At 74.7% G+C, this 17157-nt stretch carries 14 protein-coding genes; 10 read left to right on the top strand and 4 right to left on the bottom strand.

Going from position 1 to position 17157, the window contains the following annotated elements:
- Positions 1–123: 123 nt before the first annotated feature.
- Positions 124–687: an RDD family protein gene (locus DBP14_RS12435; protein WP_129307307.1), complete on the bottom strand. Its 564-nt coding sequence runs from the start codon at positions 685–687 to the stop codon at positions 124–126.
- Between the two features lie 287 nt (positions 688–974).
- Here DBP14_RS12435 and DBP14_RS12430 point away from each other — a divergent pair, with 287 nt between their 5' ends.
- The 6 genes from DBP14_RS12430 (at position 975) to DBP14_RS12405 (ending at position 7355) form a co-directional block, all read left to right on the top strand.
- Positions 975–1832, top strand: a complete 858-nt coding sequence (locus tag DBP14_RS12430) for a bifunctional methylenetetrahydrofolate dehydrogenase/methenyltetrahydrofolate cyclohydrolase (protein WP_129307306.1) — start codon at positions 975–977, stop codon at positions 1830–1832.
- A complete protein-coding gene (locus DBP14_RS12425; RefSeq protein WP_241740884.1) occupies positions 1819–2430 on the top strand; it encodes a DUF3017 domain-containing protein in 612 nt (203 codons plus the stop codon). Before DBP14_RS12430 ends, DBP14_RS12425 begins: the two co-directional genes overlap by 14 nt.
- Before the next feature lie 267 nt (positions 2431–2697).
- On the top strand, positions 2698–3861 hold the full coding sequence (locus tag DBP14_RS12420) for a sensor histidine kinase (RefSeq protein ID WP_129307305.1): 1164 nt from the start codon (positions 2698–2700) through the stop codon (positions 3859–3861).
- Positions 3858–4550: a response regulator transcription factor gene (locus tag DBP14_RS12415; protein ID WP_129307304.1), complete on the top strand. Its 693-nt coding sequence runs from the start codon at positions 3858–3860 to the stop codon at positions 4548–4550. The genes DBP14_RS12420 and DBP14_RS12415 overlap by 4 nt, the downstream gene beginning before the upstream one ends.
- 259 nt (positions 4551–4809) lie before the next feature.
- A complete protein-coding gene (locus DBP14_RS12410; RefSeq protein ID WP_129311815.1) occupies positions 4810–5967 on the top strand; it encodes an XRE family transcriptional regulator in 1158 nt (385 codons plus the stop codon).
- Positions 5968–6365: 398 nt separating this feature from the next.
- Complete coding sequence (locus tag DBP14_RS12405) at positions 6366–7355, top strand: malate dehydrogenase (RefSeq protein ID WP_129307303.1); 990 nt, start codon at positions 6366–6368, stop codon at positions 7353–7355.
- Between the two features lie 87 nt (positions 7356–7442).
- Here the strand turns inward: DBP14_RS12405 and DBP14_RS12400 are convergent, their stop codons facing one another.
- The 3 genes from DBP14_RS12400 to DBP14_RS12390 all read right to left on the bottom strand — a co-directional run bounded on the left by DBP14_RS12400 (position 7443) and on the right by DBP14_RS12390 (position 12261).
- A complete protein-coding gene (locus tag DBP14_RS12400; protein WP_129307302.1) occupies positions 7443–8897 on the bottom strand; it encodes an insulinase family protein in 1455 nt (484 codons plus the stop codon).
- A gap of 270 nt (positions 8898–9167) precedes the next feature.
- Positions 9168–10409: an insulinase family protein gene (locus tag DBP14_RS12395; RefSeq protein ID WP_206739257.1), complete on the bottom strand. Its 1242-nt coding sequence runs from the start codon at positions 10407–10409 to the stop codon at positions 9168–9170.
- A 109-nt stretch (positions 10410–10518) separates the two neighbouring features.
- Positions 10519–12261 (bottom strand): ABC transporter ATP-binding protein, encoded by a 1743-nt coding sequence (locus DBP14_RS12390; RefSeq protein WP_241740883.1) that lies wholly within the window; start codon positions 12259–12261, stop codon positions 10519–10521.
- A 218-nt stretch (positions 12262–12479) separates the two neighbouring features.
- On the opposite strand from DBP14_RS12390, the gene lxmK reads away from it, so the two are divergent.
- The 4 genes from lxmK (at position 12480) to DBP14_RS12370 (ending at position 16750) form a co-directional block, all read left to right on the top strand.
- Complete coding sequence (gene lxmK, locus DBP14_RS12385) at positions 12480–13634, top strand: class V lanthionine synthetase subunit LxmK (RefSeq protein ID WP_129307299.1); 1155 nt, start codon at positions 12480–12482, stop codon at positions 13632–13634.
- A 116-nt stretch (positions 13635–13750) separates the two neighbouring features.
- Complete coding sequence (locus DBP14_RS12380) at positions 13751–14878, top strand: T3SS effector HopA1 family protein (RefSeq protein ID WP_129307298.1); 1128 nt, start codon at positions 13751–13753, stop codon at positions 14876–14878.
- Between the two features lie 20 nt (positions 14879–14898).
- Positions 14899–15882 (top strand): LLM class flavin-dependent oxidoreductase, encoded by a 984-nt coding sequence (locus tag DBP14_RS12375; protein ID WP_241740882.1) that lies wholly within the window; start codon positions 14899–14901, stop codon positions 15880–15882.
- Positions 15875–16750, top strand: coding sequence for a flavoprotein (locus tag DBP14_RS12370; protein WP_241740881.1), 876 nt, complete (start codon positions 15875–15877; stop codon positions 16748–16750). The genes DBP14_RS12375 and DBP14_RS12370 overlap by 8 nt, the downstream gene beginning before the upstream one ends.
- The last annotated feature ends 407 nt before the right edge of the window (positions 16751–17157 follow it).

The following is a 17157-nucleotide window of genomic DNA, read 5'->3' as shown; positions in this document are numbered from 1 at the left end:
CCAGTCGGTCCCGGGCCGCTTCCGAATGGCCGGTCCCCGGCTGAGCCGTTCTCCGGACGCCGCGAGGGCGCGCCTCCCGGGAAGGGGGGCGCGCCCTCGGTGTTCGGGTGAGCGGGTCGCGGGTTACTGGGTGCGGATCACGATCGTGCCGCAGACCTTGTCGGCGAACGTCTGGCGCTTGGCGTCCCAGGCCGGCCAGAGCCACCCGATGTAGCAGGCCACGCTGTCGATGAAGTGGGCGACGCGGCGGACGAAGGCCATGCCGACGCCGATCGGCTGGCCGGTGTCCTCCTTGATCAGGCGGATGCCGAGAGCCTTCTTGCCGACCGTCTGGCCGGTGCGGCCCTCCTGGATCAGCTGCCAGATCGCGATGCCGAGCAGGGCGAGGAAGCCGACCAGCGACAGCGCCACGACGTCCTTGCCCACGAAGATCAGGATGTACGGCACCAGGAAGATCAGGCCGTCGACCAGGGTGCCCAGGAAGCGCTGGCCCCAGTTGGCGTACGACGGCTCCATGCCGTAGCCCTGCTGCGGGTAACCGCGGTAGTCGGGCTGCTGCGGGTAGCCGTAGCCCTGCTGCGGGACGCCCTGGGGGGCCTGCTGGTAGCCGGGCTGCTGGGGGTAGCCGTAACCGGGCTGCTGGCCCTGCGGCTGACCGTAAGGATTGTTCGGGTCGCCGAAACTCATGGCGTGTTTCCTCCGTTGTACCTGCGGGGACGGACGCGGAAGGCACGGAGGAACGTCAGGAATTGAGCGGTTTGCCCCCCACCCGAACCGCGAGACTGCGCCGTTCATCGTCGTTGGAGAGGCAAGTTCTTGTCCAGTCGCATTCGGCATGTGTTGTGCAAGTGCAACATCATCGATCATGACCGGACATCCGGGGCGGCCTGGCGAGGGGGTCCGGTGGATTCCAGGTGCCGGACGGTGGGCCCCCGGATTGGAATCGGGGGGCGGTCATCCGGGAGTATGGGGTCATGACCGCCCAGATTCTCGATGGCAAGGCCACCGCAGCCGCGATCAAGTCCGATCTGACCGCCCGCGTGGCGGCGCTGAAGGAGAAGGGCGTCACGCCCGGCCTCGGCACGATCCTCGTCGGGGACGACCCCGGCAGCCAGAAGTACGTCGCCGGCAAGCACCGCGACTGCGCGCAGGTCGGCATCGCCTCGATCCAGCGGGAGCTGCCGGCCACGGCGACCCAGGACGAGATCGAGGCCGTCGTCCGCGAGCTGAACGAGGACCCGGCCTGCACCGGGTACATCGTCCAGTTGCCCCTCCCCAAGGGCATCGACGAGAACCGCGTCCTGGAGCTGATGGACCCGGACAAGGACGCGGACGGCCTCCACCCCATGAACCTCGGGCGACTGGTGCTGAACGAGCCCGCCCCGCTGCCCTGCACCCCCAACGGCATCCTCAGCCTGCTGCGCGCCCACGGCGTGGAGATCAAGGGCGCCGAGGTCGTGGTCGTCGGACGCGGTGTCACCATCGGCCGGCCCATGCCGCTGCTGCTCACCCGGCGCAGCGAGAACGCCACCGTGACCCAGTGCCACACCGGCACCCGCGACCTGTCCGCCCACCTCAAGCGGGCCGACATCATCATCGCCGCCGCCGGCTCCCCGCACCTGATCCGCGCGGAGGACGTGAAGCCGGGCGCCGCCATCCTCGACGTCGGCGTCTCCCGCAACGCCGAGGGGAAGATCGTCGGCGACGTCCACCCGGACGTGACCGAGGTGGCCGGCTGGATCTCCCCGAACCCCGGCGGCGTGGGCCCGATGACCCGGGCGCAGCTGCTGGTCAACGTCGTCGAGGCGGCGGAACGCGGTGCCCAGCGATAAGCCGGCCGAGGCTGGACGGCCCGGCGGGGCTCACGGCACGGTGCCGGCCGGTGGTGCGGTCGACGGTGCGGTCGACGGCGACCACTCCCAGGTTTCCGCCTCCGCCGAGACCGGTGCCGAGCCGCCCACCGCCCGCGACGCCGTCAGCGCCCCCGACGCGCAGGGGCGCCCGCGTCGCACCACCCGCCGTTTCCCGCGCGGGGGGTCTGGGGGGGCACCCCCCGGAAGACACAGCACGCGGGACACCGCGCGGCCCGAGGGCGGCGGCCGGGCGGCCCCCGGCGACGCCCCCGCGCCGGCCCGGCAGTGGCCGATCCTCCTCGTGCTGTCCACCGTCGCGCTCGGCCTGCTGCTGACCGCGCTCGGCGTGTTCCGCTACGGCATGGTGCTGATCGGCGCCGCCCTGCTGGCCGGTGCGGTGATGCGCTGGGTCCTGCCCCGCGTCGGCATGCTCGCCGTCCGCTCGCGCTTCACGGACATCGTCACCTACGGCATCCTCGGCCTGGCCATCGTCCTGCTCGCGCTGATGGCCCAGCCCAAACCGCTGCTGGAGGTCCCTGTGCTGAAGGACACCCTCCACTTCACACTCACCAAGTAGCCGCCAGACATCCGCCAGACAGCCGCCGGCAAGCAGCTCGGCGAGTGGTGCAACCGAACGGCCGGTGGCCCGCGTCTCCCCCGGGGGCGCGGGCCACCGGCCGTACCCCCCGGCGCCGACGACGGTACGGCCGTACGCCCGCCCGCGCGTCCCACCCCGGGCGGAACCGCCCTACCGCCACGGGTGGTTGCCCGTCGCGCCCTGCAACTTCCGCGGTACCGCGCAGGGTTGACTCCGTCACTCCGGTTCCGGCGTTACCCTGCGGCGATGCGACTGAGGACCCCCCGCCCGCTCGCCGTCGACACGCTGATCGCGGTCGCCATGGCGGTGGTCGCCGTACTCCTGAGCCGGGAGTCACGGTCCCAGGGCTGGCCGGAACTCGACGCCCGCGCCTACGTCCTGGTCGCTCTCGCGCACCTCCCGGTCGCCCTGCGTGGCCGGTGGCCGCTCGCCGTCTTCGGCGCCGTCGAGGCGGCCGCCGTCGTCTACGTCAGCCTCGGCTACTGGCCGGTGGTGTCCACCTTCGGCTCCATGCTCGCCCTCTACACCGTCGCCTCGGTCCGCCCACCGCGCACCGCCCTCGTCTGCGCGGCCTGCATGGCGGGTGTCTGGGTGTACGCCGGTGTGGTCAGCGACAGTCCGTCCATGGCGTCCGTCGTGGGGCAGGCGCTGCTCTACACCTCGGTGCTGGTGTGGTTCGGCCAGCTGGCCCGCCGCTCCGCCGAACTCACCCGCAGGCTCCGCGCCGAGCAGGCCGAACGGGCCCGCCGGGCGGTCGCCGAGGAACGCGGCCGGATCGCGCGCGAACTGCACGACGTGGTCGCCCACCACATGTCGGTGATCTCCGTGCAGTCGGGCCTCGCCCGGTTCGTCTTCGACTCCGACCCCGGCAAGGCGCGCGGCGCGCTCGGCACCATCGCGGACACCAGCGGCGAGGCCCTGGAGGAGCTGCGGCGCATGCTCCAGGTGCTGCGCGAGGAGGACCCGTCCGCTCCCGAACGCGCCCCCATGCCCACCCTGGCCCGGCTCACCGACCTCCTCGACCGGGTCCGGGCCGGCGGCCTGCCCGTCGACCTCACCGTCGAGGGCACCGGACGCCCGCTGCCGCCCGGCGTCGAACTGTGCGCCTACCGCGTCGTCCAGGAGGCCCTCACCAACGCCCTCAAACACGCGGGACCGGCCCACGCCCACGTGGAACTCCGCTATGGCGCACACGAGTTGAGCGTCCGCGTCACCGACGACGGAGAGGGGGTGAATCCGGACAGAGTGCCGACGGGCACCGGTCATGGCTTGATTGGCATGCGCGAACGGGCCAAGCTCTACGGCGGGACGATCAGCGTCGGCCCACGCGCCGAGGGCGGCTACCAGGTCCATCTGACCCTGCCCACCTCCGCGTCCGACGCACGGCGGGGGGACGACCGTACGAGATGACCAGAGTGCTCGTCGTCGACGACCAGTTCCTCATCCGCGCCGGACTCGTCGGCCTGCTTCAGGCCGCGCCCGGCTTCGAGGTCGTGGGCGAGGCCGGTGACGGCGAGGAAGCGGTGCGGCTCGCCGCCGAAACCCTGCCCGACGTGATCCTGATGGACATCCGGATGCCCGGCATGAACGGCATCGAGGCCACCGAACGCATCCTCGCCCAGGCCGGCGGACGCCCGCCCCGGGTGCTCGTGCTGACCACCTTCGACCTCGACGAGTACGTCTACGGCGCCCTGCGCGCCGGAGCCGCCGGGTTCCTGCTCAAGGACTCCGGGCCGGAACGGCTGCTCGCCGCGGTGGCCGCCGTCGACGGCGGCGACGCCCTGTTCGCGCCCAGCGTCACCCGGCGCCTGGTCGAGGCCTTCGCCCTCCGGCAGGCGCCCGCCTCGGACGGCGGGGCCCCGCCCGACCTCGGCGTCCTCACCTCCCGCGAGGTCGAGGTCCTCGAACTCACCGCCCGCGGCCTGTCCAACCTGGAGATCGCCGAACGCCTCTACATCAGCGAGGCCACCGTCAAGACCCACCTCAACCGCACGATGACCAAGCTCGACCTGGGCAGCCGGGCGCAGGCGGTGGTGATCGCCTACGAGACGGGACTGGTCGTACCGGGTGGGGGCGGGGGCGGGTTCGAGGGCAGCTGAGGCGCGAGGGTGCGTGGGGAGCGGGGAGAGGTGTGACGGCGGCCCGCCCCCTCCCCCGAGGAGGGGCGGACCGCCGCCGGGAACCAGCGTTCCGTGCCAGGAACCGCCTGTTCAACGCCTGTCCGTGCGCTGTGGCACGGAAGTGACCGTTCCGCTACGGTGTCCGCGCCCTGCCACAGGGCCCAGCCCGGCGCCGTAGCGCTGCCGAGACGCTGACAGTTCGGACAAACATCCCTAAGGTGGAAGCCGGGGGGTGGCGATGCCGAAGTGGAACGCGCTGCCGGACGAACTGGATCCGCAGATCAGGGAGTTCATCGGCCAGTTGCGGCGGCTCGTGGACCGCAGCGGCCTGAGCGTCGCGGCGCTGGCCGACCGCACGGGCTACGGCAAGACGTCCTGGGAGCGGTACCTGGGCGGACGGCTCCTCGCGCCCAAGGGCGCGGTCGTCGCGCTCGCCGAGGTCACCGGCGTCCATCCGGCCCACCTCACCACCTTCTGGGAGCTGGCCGAACGCGCCTGGCACCGCACGGAGACGCGGCACGACCGGACGATGGAGGCGAACCGCGTCTCGGAGGCGCGCGCGGCCTTGCAGGAGCAGGGGCACGTCGAGAGCGGGGGTGACGGGCAGGGTGAGGGAAGCGGGGGTGGCGGCGGGCAGGGTGGGGGAAGCGGGGGTGGCGGTGGTGCCGCGGGCAACTCATGGCGGATGGCCGGATACCGGGGGCCTTCGCCGTCGGGCGCATCCCCTGCGTCCTCGTCTTCGCCTTCGCGGGCGTCCGGGGCGTCCGGGGCGTCCGGGGCTGCCGTTCCGGACGGGCCGGGGTGGACTCAGGCCTCCGTCCCCGCTCCGTATGGTCCAACCCCGGAGGACCGGCGCCCGGGTGACGAAGGGGCCGTAGGCGCTGGAGGCCTCGGAGGACCGGGCCGGCAGCGGCTGACGATGTTCCTCGCCGGGGTCGTCGGCGTGCTCGTCGTCATCGGCGCCGTCTTCTTCTTCACTCGTGCGGGTGGTGGTGCGCACGGCAAGGACACCGCCGCCTCCACCTCCCCGAGCGCCGACAGCCGCCCGGACCTGCCCGCCGGCGTCAAATGCGCCGGCTCCCGCTGCACCGGCAAGGACGCCGAGGCCATGGGGTGCAGCGGCGACCTGGTGACCACCGTCAAGTCCGTCGCCGTCGGCACCACCATCCTGGAGGTCCGCTACAGCAAGACCTGCGGCACGGCCTGGGCCCGGATCACCGGCGCCGCCCAGGGCGACCGGGTGCGGGTGCTGACGGGCGGGAAGACGCGGCAGAGCGGCGACATCACCGCGCCCGGGGACACGATCGCGTACACCCCGATGGTGGCCGTCGGCAGCGCGGCCCAGGCCAAGGCCTGCGCGACGCTCGCCTCGGGCCGGACGGGCTGCACCAGGTAACGGGGGCGGGGGTCGGGGGCCGTGGGAGGCACACGTAGGAACTCGTAGGCGCCCTCGTAGGTAATCCGGGAAATCCCGTCCGCTCGTGCATGCCCGCCCTGATACCGGGCACGCGAAACGTACCCCCACGGGAGTCCGGAAACGGTATCCCCGACCGGCGGCCGTCCTCGTCCCCCCTCTCCCGGACGGGCGGCCGCCGCTTGCTGCCCTCCCCGGCCCCGGCCCGCTCCGGTGCGGGTTCCCATCCGGCGGCCTTGTGGGCTGAGCCACACAGCCCGGGACATCTCGTATCCCGGATGCGCGATAGCCTGACGTGTGGAGATCTCTTGATGCCAAGAGATCGATCAAACCGCACGGGGCGGGGACGCCCCACCGCCAGCTGTCATACGGAGAACGCCATGACCCGCACTCCCGTGAACGTCACCGTCACCGGCGCGGCCGGCCAGATCGGTTACGCCCTGCTCTTCCGCATCGCCTCCGGCCAGCTGCTCGGCGCGGACGTGCCGGTCAAGCTGCGCCTGCTGGAGATCACCCCGGCGCTGAAGGCGGCCGAGGGCACGGCCATGGAGCTGGACGACTGCGCGTTCCCGCTGCTGCAGGGCATCGAGATCTCGGACGACCCGAACGTGGCCTTCGACGGCGCCAACGTCGCCCTCCTCGTCGGCGCCCGCCCGCGTACCAAGGGCATGGAGCGCGGTGACCTGCTGGAGGCCAACGGCGGCATCTTCAAGCCCCAGGGCAAGGCCATCAACGACCACGCCGCGGACGACATCAAGGTCCTCGTCGTCGGCAACCCGGCCAACACCAACGCCCTCATCGCGCAGGCCGCCGCCCCGGACGTACCGGCGGAGCGCTTCACCGCGATGACCCGCCTCGACCACAACCGCGCGCTGACCCAGCTCGCGAAGAAGACGGGCACCACGGTCGCCGACATCAAGCGCCTGACGATCTGGGGCAACCACTCCGCCACCCAGTACCCGGACATCTTCCACGCCACGGTCGCCGGCAAGAACGCCGCCGAGACCGTGAACGACGAGAAGTGGCTGGCCGAGGACTTCATCCCGACCGTCGCCAAGCGTGGCGCCGCGATCATCGAGGCCCGTGGCGCCTCGTCGGCCGCGTCCGCCGCCAACGCCGCCATCGACCACGTGTACACGTGGGTCAACGGCACGGCCGAGGGCGACTGGACCTCCATGGGCGTCCCGTCGGACGGCTCCTACGGCGTGCCGGAGGGCATCATCTCCTCCTTCCCGGTCACCACGAAGGACGGCGCCTACGAGATCGTCCAGGGCCTGGAGATCAACGACTTCTCCCGCGCCCGCATCGACGCCTCCGTCAAGGAGCTGTCGGAGGAGCGCGAGGCGGTTCGCGGTCTCGGCCTCATCTGATCCCCTGATGTGAACGCGGGCCCGCCTCGGGCCCGTACACCCGCGTCCCCCGGCCCCAGGCGGTTCCGACCGCCCGGGGCCGTCGCGTCACACGGCCGCCGGAAGCGGGGACGCGAGCGGAGCCGCGAGCGGGGGTACGGCCGGGGGTACGACCGTCCAGTGGGCCGGGCGCGGGTCGCCCGCCGCGCCGAGGACCACCCCGGCGAACCCGCCAGGGGCGCAGGCGGTGCGCGCCGCGTCGGCGACGGCCGCGGCGGACGTACGGAGCAGCGCGTCCACGGGCTCGCGCAGCTCGGCGGGGCTGCCGGGAGCCCCGGGCGAGGGGTCGGCCAGCGCGTCCGCGAGGCCGGACTGCGTGGACCAGGCGATCAGCGAGGCCCCGGCGAAGTGGGCGCGGGCCGCGGCCACCTCACCGGCCGAGGGCGGCTCGTCCGCCATCCGCGCCAGCTCGTCGCCGAGCGCGTCCAGCAGGGCGGCGGCCTTCTCCGGGGCGGTGTCCACCTCCACGAGCAGCCGGTGCCCCTCCTCGCGCCCGCCGCCGTCGCCGTACGGCTGCCGCCACGGCCGTTCCTCCGCCCAGGCCCGCACGGAGTAGGTGTACCCGTGCCGCTCCCGCAGCCGGGTGCCGAGCCGTGACCCGGGGTACCCCCCGAGCACCAGGGCCGCCAGCCGCGTCGCCGGCCCGAGCGGTTCGCCGTCCCGTACGGCGCAGAGCCGGATCTGCGCAGTGCCGGGCCGTACGGCGGGGTGGAGCGCGAGGACGCCCGGGGTGAACCGGAGGGGCCGGGCGGGGGAGAGGGCCTGCGGCCGGGGTGCCCCGGCCCCGGTCCACCCGGCGAACGCCGCACGTGCCGCCGCCGTCGCCGCGTCCGGGTCCAGGTCGCCGACCAGGACGAGTCTGGCGTACGACGGCAGGAGCGCCCCGGCGTGCAGGGCGCGTACGCGCTCGGGGGTGACCCCGGCGATGTCCTCGGGTGCCGGCGGCTCCTGCGGCCCGGCCGTCCAGCCGGGGGCGTGCCGCTCCAGCAGGGCGTGCGCGGCCACGGCGGGCGTCATCCGGGCCACCGCGGTCTGCCCGCCCAGCACGGTGCGCGCGGCGGCCACGTCGTCGTCGGTGTACGCGGCCGTGGCCACCGCACCGGCGAGGATCCGCAGCAGGGGGCCCAGACCGTCGGCGAGCACCCCGCCGCGCAACACCAGGTGCCCGGCCCCGGCGAGCGGCACGACGTCACCGCCGGCCGTGCCGAGCGCCTGATCGACCGGGGTGCCGTCCGCGCCGGTGGTGCCGCGCAGCACACACGCGGCGAGCACGGCCGCCGTCGCGTGCATCGCGGGGTCGGCGGCGGAACCCGCGGTGGGGCTGGTGGCGGGACCGGCGCCGGGGCTGGTGGCGGTGGCTGTGGCGGTGCCGAGCGGCACGGTGAGCCGCACCTCCACCCGCGGCACCGTCGGCAGCCGCACCGCCGTGACTCGCAGCCCACCGGCCAACCGGACGTCCGCGCAGGCCGGGAGCGAGTCGGTGGCCGGGTCGACGGACGTCATGGGCGGGCCTCCGGGCGGGTGGAGTGTGGCCGGGCCGGCCGTCGGGGGCGGTTCTCGTCGGGTGCGTGCGCCCTCGGCTGGGCGGTGCGCGGGCGGGGGCGCCCCGCGTCGTGGCTCGCTTCGTGCGGGCGGAGTGCGGCTGCGAGGGGTCTCATGGGCGGGCCTCCGGGCGGGTGGCGTGCGGACGGGCCGGCCGTTCGGGGCGGGGTGGACGGAGTCGGCTTTCGTCGTGGCTCGCTTGGCGTGGGCGGGGTGTGGCAGCGGGGGGCCTCATGGACGGGCCTCCGTCGGGTGGGAGGTGGCGTGGCGGGCCGGGGTCAGGGTGAGGATCGCGCGGTGGGTGTTGCGCAGGTGGTGGGCGGCTTGGGCGGTGTCCGTGGGGGTCGTGGCGGCGAGCAGGGCGGGGATTCGGTGGTGGAGGGACGCGTCGCCATGGAGCAGTTCGAAGGCGCCGAGGGAGCGCACGCGGGCGTGCGGGGCGTCGTGGCCGCGCAGCAGCCCGCTGATCCATCGGCGTGCGACCAGGCGGAGTTCCCCGGGATCGAGGCCTTCGGACGCGAGTGCGTGCAGTTCAAGGTCCAGGGCGTCCACGGCAGTCTCGGTGCGGGTCGTCTCCGGGTGGGTGACGGTGCAGGCGAAGGTCACCGGGTGCCGGGCGGCGAAGGGGCCGCCGACCAGGCCGCAGTCCGCGGTCACCGCCACCGCCGCCCGCTCCCGCGTCACCAGCCGTGCGCGCAGCCGGTGTTCGAGCAGCGCGGCGAGCAGGACGTGCGCGAGGTAGCCGGGCAGGTCGACGGCGGGGTCGGGCAGCCGGTAGCCGACGCTGACCGCCGGCAGCGGGGCGAGGGGGTCGGTGTGCCGGCCGTACCGGTCGCTGTCCGGCGCCGGTTCGTCCCGCACCGGCGTGGGCGTGAACGGCCGCGCGGGCAGGTCGCCGAACCGCCTCTCGATCAGCCCCCGGGCCGCCTCGGGGGACACGTCACCGACGACGGTGAGCACGGCGTTGCCGGGCGCGTGGTGCCGGTCGAAGAAGTCCCGGCACTCCTCGGGCCCGACCCGGCGCAGTACGTCGGGGTCCCCGTACCCGTCGTGGGTGTTGGCGTAGTCGCCGTAGAGCAGCGGGGGCAGCGGGACCTTGGGGAAGCCGCCGTACGGCCGGCCGGTCACGTTGCGCCGGATCTCCTCGGCCACGACGTCCAACTCCGCCGCGAGGTCGGCGGCCGTCGGGCGCGGCCCGGCCATCCTGTCGCGTTCGGCGGCGAGCGCGTCGGACAGCAGCGTCGCCGGGATCACCTGGTGGAAGTCGGTGGAGTCCGCCCTGGTCGCCGCGTTGGCGTAGCCCCCGGCCGGCGCGCCGCCCGTGGTCCCGCCGGGCCCGGTGCGCCGCCGGAACATCAGGTGCTCCAGCAGGTGCGCGAGCCCGGCCCGGCCGGGCGGATCCGCCCGGAACCCCGCACCGTAGTGCACGCCGACCGCGCACACCCCGGTGCCGCGTTCGGGCGCGAGGACCACGCGGAGACCGTTGTGCAGGGTGAAGCGGGAGAGCGGGGCGGCTGCCGGCGCCCCCGACCCGGCGGGGGGCGCCGTTGCCGTGCCCCCGCCCCCGCCTGCCGCCGTCCGTTCAGACACCCGCCGTCACCCGCAGTCCCAGACGCTGGCCGCGTACCAGTTCGGCGTACGTACCGCAGCGGTCGAGGAGTTCGTCGTGCGTACCCGCGTCCAGGCAGCGTCCCTCGTCCAGGACGACGATCCGGTGGGCCTGGCGCACGGTCGAGATGCGGTGCGCGACGACCACCACCGCACGGTCCCGGGACAGCCGGTCGACCACCTCGCGCAGCCGGTTCTCATTGATGCTGTCGAGCTGGGAGGTCGGCTCGTCCAGCAGCACCACGGACGCGTCGGTCAGCAGCACGCGGGCCAGCGCCAGCCGCTGCCGCTGGCCGCCGGAGAGGTCGTCGCCCCGCCCGACGGTGGTGTCCAGGCCCTGGGGCAGCCGCTCCACGGCCTCGTCGATCCCCACCGCCGCCAGCGCCGTCCACAGCGCGTCGTCGTCGACGGACGTGGCCCGGCCGAGCAGCAGGTTCTCCCGTACGGTGCCTTCGAGCAGGGTGAACGCCTGGTCCAGGTAGGCGACGTGGGCCCGCAGTTCGTGCAGGGGCCAGCGGCCGGTCTCGCGGCCGAGGACCCGTACGGCACCGCCGCCGGGCACGAGGAACCGTTCGACCAGGTTCAGTGCCGTGGTCTTCCCGGCGCCGGACGGGCCGACCAGGGCGGTGACGCCGCGCCGGGGCACGGTGAAGGACAGCGCGTCGGCGGCCCGGCGTTCGCCGTCGTGACTGAAGACGACCTGGTCGAACTCGACGGCGGGCCCGGTGAGTTGCGTGGGTCCGGTGGGTACGGCCGGACACGCCGCACCGGTGGCCTCCGCCTCCCCCTCCGGCGAGGACACCGCGTCCTCCCGCTCCTCCGCCAGCACCTCCTCGATGCGCGACTGTGCCGCGAACCCGAGCTGGAGCCGGGACACGCCGTTGGCGACCAGGGTGAGCGGGGCGACGAGCTGGAGCAGGTACAGCAGGAACGCGGCGAACCCGGCGACGCTGAGCGCGCCCGAGGCCAGCCGGGCCCCGCTGCCCAGGACCACGCCGATGAGGGCCAGTTGCTGGCCGAGTCCCATGATCGGGGTGACGAACGCCTGCCGCCGGGCGGCGCTCACCGCGGAACCGGCGGCGTTCGTGGCGTCCCCGGCGATGGCGTCGGTGACCTGCGTCTCCGCGCGGCACGCCTTCACCGTGGCGAGGGCGCCGAGCGCGGAGGTGAAGCGCTGGGCCAGCTCGCCGATGGCCTCCTGCTGGGCGGCCGTACTGTGCCGGATGCCCTTGATGAACACCGCGATCGCCAGCCCCGCGACCGCGAACGTGCCCACCACGATGAGCAGCAGGACCCAGTCGAGCAGGCCCATGATGATCAGTGTCGCGGTGACCGTGAGGGCGGCCATCGGCAGCTGGGTCACCCCGATGTCGACCACTGAGCGCAGTTGGGAGGAGTCCGAGGTGACCCGGGCGACGAGCTCACCGGAGCCGAGGCGGCGGGCGCCGGGCAGCGGCAGCCGCAGGGCGTGGGCCACCACCCGCTGCCGGACACTCAGCACCATGCTCTCGCCGGCCCGCGCCAGCAGGAACGAGGACAGGGCGGAGGCCACCGCGCCGAACAGCGCCAGGGTGGTCATCAGCATGACAGATCCTGTCACGGCCCGGTGCTCCGCGAAGCCGTTGACGACCCGGCGCACGACCAGCGGCACCGCGAGCGTCGCGCCGGTGGCGGCCAGCGCGAGCAGCACGGCCGGGACGGTGTTCCGGCCGTCCATTACCACCTGACGCAGCACACGCAGACGGGGTCGCGGCGGTTTCGAGCGCATCTGTTCGGCCGGCATGGCTGCTCCTCGGGGTCGGCTGCCGCCACGGCGAACGCGTGGCCGGTACGGGAACCGAGATAACCGGCCACGCGGCAGTCATGTCAAGTCTCATGTCAGCTTTGTCATTTCTCTTGACAAGGTAGTCCGGTGCGCGGCTACGGTCCTGAGTCATGACGGTTGACACCATGGCGCCGCCGGACGAGCGCACCCGCCGCCGGCTCGCCCCAGCGGATCTGTCCGACTTCCCCGCCGTACCGGCGCTCCTGCACCGGCTGGACCTGGGCGACTTCACCGAGGAAGCGCTGCAGGCCTTCCCCGGCCGCAACGACAACTGGGCCGGCCCCACCACCCGCGACCGCTCGGTCTTCGTCAAGCACATCGGCGGACCCGCCGAGGAGTCCCTGCGCCGGTTCCGCCGCGTGCTCGCCTTCGAGCGGGCCGCCGCCGCGGCCGACGAACGGGCCGACGGCGTGCCGATGCCCCGCCCGAAGCTCATCGGCTCGGACGAGGCGACCCGGCTCCTCGCCTTCGAACTGGTCGCCGACTCCGTCTCCGGCAGCGACCTGGCGAGCCGGGACGAGTTCGACGAGACCCTCGCCCACGAGGCCGGCCGGATCGTCGGCGCCTTGCACGCGCTGCGCCCCGCCGACGGCACCGGCATCGAGGACACGCCCGCGCCGCTCCCACCGCTCGGACACCTGCGCGCCCTGCCCTGGGCCGCGTACGTCCGGGCCAGCGCCGGGGCCCTGGAGGCCTGGCGGCTGCTGCAGGGCGACAGCGCGCTGCACCAGGCGCTGCACGACCTGCGGGCCGCCGAGTCCCGCGCCCCCCGCACCCCCGTCCACGGCGACCTCCGCCTGGACCAGTTCCTCACCGCGCCCGGGAGCCCGATGCTGCTCACCGACTGGGAGGAGTTCCGCCACGGCGACCCGGCCCGCGACCTGGGCGCGTTCGCCGGCGACTGGCTCTACCGCGCGGTGCTGAAGGTGCCCTCCGGCCTCGCCCAGGCGCCCGGCGTCCCCGTCTCCCACGCGGAGGTCGTCGCCACCGGCACCGCCGAACTGGCCCGGGTGACCCCCCTGATCGGCGCCTTCCACCGCGGCTACGGCCAGGTGCGCCCCGGCGCCGCCGCCCTGGACCCCGGCCTGCTGGCCCGCGCCACCGCGTTCGCCGGCTGGCACCTGCTGGACCGGCTCCTCGCCTCCGCCGAGCACAGCGCACGCCTCTCCGCCGCCGAGCGCGCCGCCGCCGGCATCGGCCGCACCGCCCTGCTCTCCCCGGCGGCCTTCGTCTCCGTACTCGGCTGGGAGGGAACCCAGGCATGAACACCGCGACCACAGCTACGGCCGCAGCCGCAGGCACCACAGCCGCAGCCGCCGCCACCACAGCTACAGCCGCAGCCGCAGCACCAACGACGACCACAGCCCCAACCACAGCCAAAGTGACAGCCCCAACTACAGCCACAGCGACCGCCGCCACCGAAACCGCGGCGCTCACGACCGCACCGGCGGCGCCCCACCCCGCCCTCCTGGCCCCCGGCATCCTCCGCATCCTCGCCGACACGACCGTCGCCCCCGGCGCGACGGCAGCCGTGGCCGGCGGCCGGGACGTGACCGCCGACGACCCGCGCGCGCTGCGCGCCGCCCTCGCCTCGGAGCTCTACCGCCGCCACCACATGGGCCGCACCGACGAGGAGCCGACCGCCCCCCGCGAACTGCGCGACACCGCCCTGGAGGCGCGGCTGCTCGACGCCATGCCGCACCGCAGGCTCACCCGGGTCGTGGAGCAGGCCGGTGAGGGCGACGACCGGCACGTCCCCGTCGTACTCGACGGAGTGCGGGTGTCGATGGACCGCGAACGCGTCGACACCACCCGCATCCGGACCGACGGCCGACTCCGGGTGCACCTGGACGCCGCCCGCCCGGCGGTGTCCCCCGGCTTCTTCCTCTGCGAGGGCACCGTCCCCGCGCGCGGCCGCTCCACCGGCACCCTCCGCGTCTACCTGCACGTCACCGGCCCCGACGCCGCGCCCGCCGTCTGGTCCGCCGTACTCGGCCTGCTGGAAGCCGAACAGCTGCCGTACCGCGCCAAGATCGCCTCCTCCCGGAACGGCTACCCCCGGCAGGACGCCTGCGTGGTCTACCTGGGCCCCGAGAGCTGGGGCGCCGCCGAACTCCTCGCGGACACCGCCCGCGGCCTGCCCGGACTCGGCGGCACCGTCTCCGACTTCGTACGCGAACTCGCCCCCGGTGTCGGCGCCGCCTGGGAACCCGCCGACGACCGCCCCGGCATGCGGCGGGTCAGCTTCGGCGAGCACCGGGCCGCGGCGGTCGCCTCCGGCCTCGTCGCCCACGCCGAGGACCCCACGGCCCGCAGCCTCCACCAGGCCGTCCACGACAGCCTGCGCGACGCCGGCATCGACCCCGCCGATCCCGCCCACAACGCCACCTCGCCGCGCAGCATCCTGCCGCCGCCGGCGACCGCCGCCACCCGCACCCGGCCGTACGACGATGTCGCGCCGCCCCTGCTCACCGGCCTGCCGCAGCCGTTCGCCGCCGCCGGGCGCTGACCCCCGATTGGACCCAAGCCATGGCCATGCCCCAGCGGGCCACGCCCGCCGTGATGATCCCCTACCAGCCGGAGGGCGTCGACGACGTCCTGCCCTACGCCGAACTCGCCGTCCGCCGACACGCCCGCCGCCTGTGGACCGGGCAGTCGCTGCACATCGACAGCCTCCAGCTCTTCGCGCACTTCGCCGGCCGCGGGCTGCGCGTCCCGGTCGGCACGGGCGTGTCCCTGACGGCGCTGCGCACCCCGTTCGACGCCGCGCTGCAGGCCCGCTCCCTCGCGCACATCACCGGCCGGCCCGTCGTCATGGGCTACGGCCCCGCCACCCCCGGCTTCGTGGCCTCCATCAACGGGGCCCCGTACGCCAGCCCGCGCGCCGCCGCCACGGAGTTCCTCACGGCCGCCCGCACCCTGCTCGACGGCGGTACCACCGAGCCCGGCGCATACTTCCGCATGCGCGTCGAGCTGCCGCCGACCCGGCCGCACCCGCTCGTGGAGGTCGGCGCGGGAGTGCTGCGCCCCGCCATGGCGAGGTCCGCCGCCGGCGTGGCCGACGTCGCCATCACCTGGCTCACCCCGACCGAATACGTCAGCGACGTCCTCCTGCCCGCGCTGGAGGAGGGAGCCGGGGACCGCCGGCCGCCGCGCGTGGCGACCGTCGTCCACCTGGCCGTCGACCGACCCGGACGCGACCCGGCCGCCCTCGCCGCGAAGATGTCCGCCGGACACCTCACCGCCCCGCACTACCTCGACATGCTGCGCCGTGCGGGACTGAACGTGCGCCGCGAGGACGACCTGCTGGCCAAGGCCAAACAGCTCGTCGAGAAGGGCGTGTTCGTCTACGGCAGTCCCGCGCACATCGCCCGCGAACTCGCCCGGTACCGCGCGGCCGGCATCGACGAGCTGATCCTCAACGTCGGCGGCGTCCACTTCGTCCACAGCCCCGAGGAGGCCATCAGGGACCTGGAGGACGTCTTCACCGCGGTGGAGGAACTCCATGGCTGAGCCGCGAACCGCCCGCAAGGGAGCCGCCGGCAAACCCCGGGAGGGTACGGCCCGGACGGCAGCCGGCACCGGCCCGGGGCGGGGGCGAGGACCGTCCGCCGTCCCCCCGGAACACGCCCCCGAGCCGAGGCCCGCCGCCGTTCCCTCGGAGCACACCCCCGAGCCGAGGCCGGCCGCCGTTCCCCCGGGGCACGTCCCCGAGCCGAGGCCGCCGGCCGCCGCCGGGCCGGAACCGGGGGCCGGGCCGTCGGATGACGTGCCCTCCGCGCCCGCCCGGCTGCTGCTGTTCGGCACCGGGGCGCTGAGCGTGGCGTTCCTGCCGTACTGGCTGAACTGGCTGCGCATCGCCCACCCGGACACCGAGGTCCGCGTGGCGGTCACCCGCAGCGCCGAACGCTTCGTCAGCAGGCCCGCGCTCACGGCGATCCTGGGCCGCGAGGTGCTGCTGGACGCCTGGCCGGGCACCACGGCCGACGCCGCGACCCCGCCCGTGGACCACGTCGAACTGGCCCAGTGGCCCGACGCGGTGGCCGTCCACCCGGCGGGCCTGAACTTCATCGGCCGGTTCGCCCAGGGCCTCGCCGACACACCCGTCCTGATGGCACTCCAGTGCACCCGGGCGGTCATCGGCATCGCCCCCGCGCTGCCCCCGGGTGCCGAGGCGAACCCCGCCTACCGCGCCCACCTCCAGACACTGAGCCGGTACGACAACGTCCTGATCGCACCCCCGCACCCCGGCCGCAGCGCCTCCACAGGCCGCGACGACGCCTCGGTGGCCGCCCCCCTCTCCACCCTCTGGGACCTCATCACCACCCACCACCCCCGCCCCCACCCCCTGAAGGACCCAGCCCATGCCGGTGCAGCCTGACCCTCCCGTCCCCACTTCGCAGCCCGCCGCCCCGGCGGCTGGCGCCCCTGGCCCGGCGCGGTCCGGTGCGGCGGCGTCCGCGCCCGCTCTTGGTACGGCGCCGGCCGGCCCCGTGCCACTCGCGCGTGCGTCGGCCCGTGGTTCGACCCGGCCCGGCCCAGCGGTGGCCTCCGACTCCTGTTCGCCGAGGTCCGGCCCGGCGGCTGCCGCCCCCGCCCCTGGCCCGGCGCTGTCCGGCTCGGCGGCCGTCGTCGCTGACCCCGCCCCGGTGCGGCCCGGCGCGGCCACGCCTCAGGTCGCTCCCGGTAGCGGGGTGCGGGTCGGGGTGGGGGAGCGGCTGGTGCGGGAGTTGGGGACTCGGCGTGTCGTCACGGCTGTTGTGGCAGTGCCCGGGGGTGGGTATGTGT

Origin of the sequence: Streptomyces sp. L2 (assembly GCF_004124325.1) — a bacterium.
Taxonomy (GTDB): Bacteria; Actinomycetota; Actinomycetes; order Streptomycetales; family Streptomycetaceae; genus Streptomyces.
The sequence above is the reverse complement of the archived record's forward strand: the minus strand, read 5'-3'. Positions and strand labels throughout refer to the sequence as shown.

What these genes read in the sequence shown, in the direction of transcription:
- lxmK (WP_129307299.1), top strand. Translation starts at nt 12,480, where the DNA reads ATGACGGTTGACACCATGGCGCCGCCGGACGAGCGCACCCGCCGCCGG.
- DBP14_RS12400 (WP_129307302.1), bottom strand. Translation starts at nt 8,897, where the DNA reads ATGACGTCCGTCGACCCGGCCACCGACTCGCTCCCGGCCTGCGCGGAC.
- DBP14_RS12390 (WP_241740883.1), bottom strand. Translation starts at nt 12,261, where the DNA reads ATGGACGGCCGGAACACCGTCCCGGCCGTGCTGCTCGCGCTGGCCGCC.
- DBP14_RS12375 (WP_241740882.1), top strand. Translation starts at nt 14,899, where the DNA reads ATGGCCATGCCCCAGCGGGCCACGCCCGCCGTGATGATCCCCTACCAG.
- DBP14_RS12370 (WP_241740881.1), top strand. Translation starts at nt 15,875, where the DNA reads ATGGCTGAGCCGCGAACCGCCCGCAAGGGAGCCGCCGGCAAACCCCGG.
- DBP14_RS12415 (WP_129307304.1), top strand. Translation starts at nt 3,858, where the DNA reads ATGACCAGAGTGCTCGTCGTCGACGACCAGTTCCTCATCCGCGCCGGA.
- DBP14_RS12430 (WP_129307306.1), top strand. Translation starts at nt 975, where the DNA reads ATGACCGCCCAGATTCTCGATGGCAAGGCCACCGCAGCCGCGATCAAG.
- DBP14_RS12420 (WP_129307305.1), top strand. Translation starts at nt 2,698, where the DNA reads ATGCGACTGAGGACCCCCCGCCCGCTCGCCGTCGACACGCTGATCGCG.
- DBP14_RS12405 (WP_129307303.1), top strand. Translation starts at nt 6,366, where the DNA reads ATGACCCGCACTCCCGTGAACGTCACCGTCACCGGCGCGGCCGGCCAG.
- DBP14_RS12435 (WP_129307307.1), bottom strand. Translation starts at nt 687, where the DNA reads ATGAGTTTCGGCGACCCGAACAATCCTTACGGTCAGCCGCAGGGCCAG.
- DBP14_RS12410 (WP_129311815.1), top strand. Translation starts at nt 4,810, where the DNA reads ATGCCGAAGTGGAACGCGCTGCCGGACGAACTGGATCCGCAGATCAGG.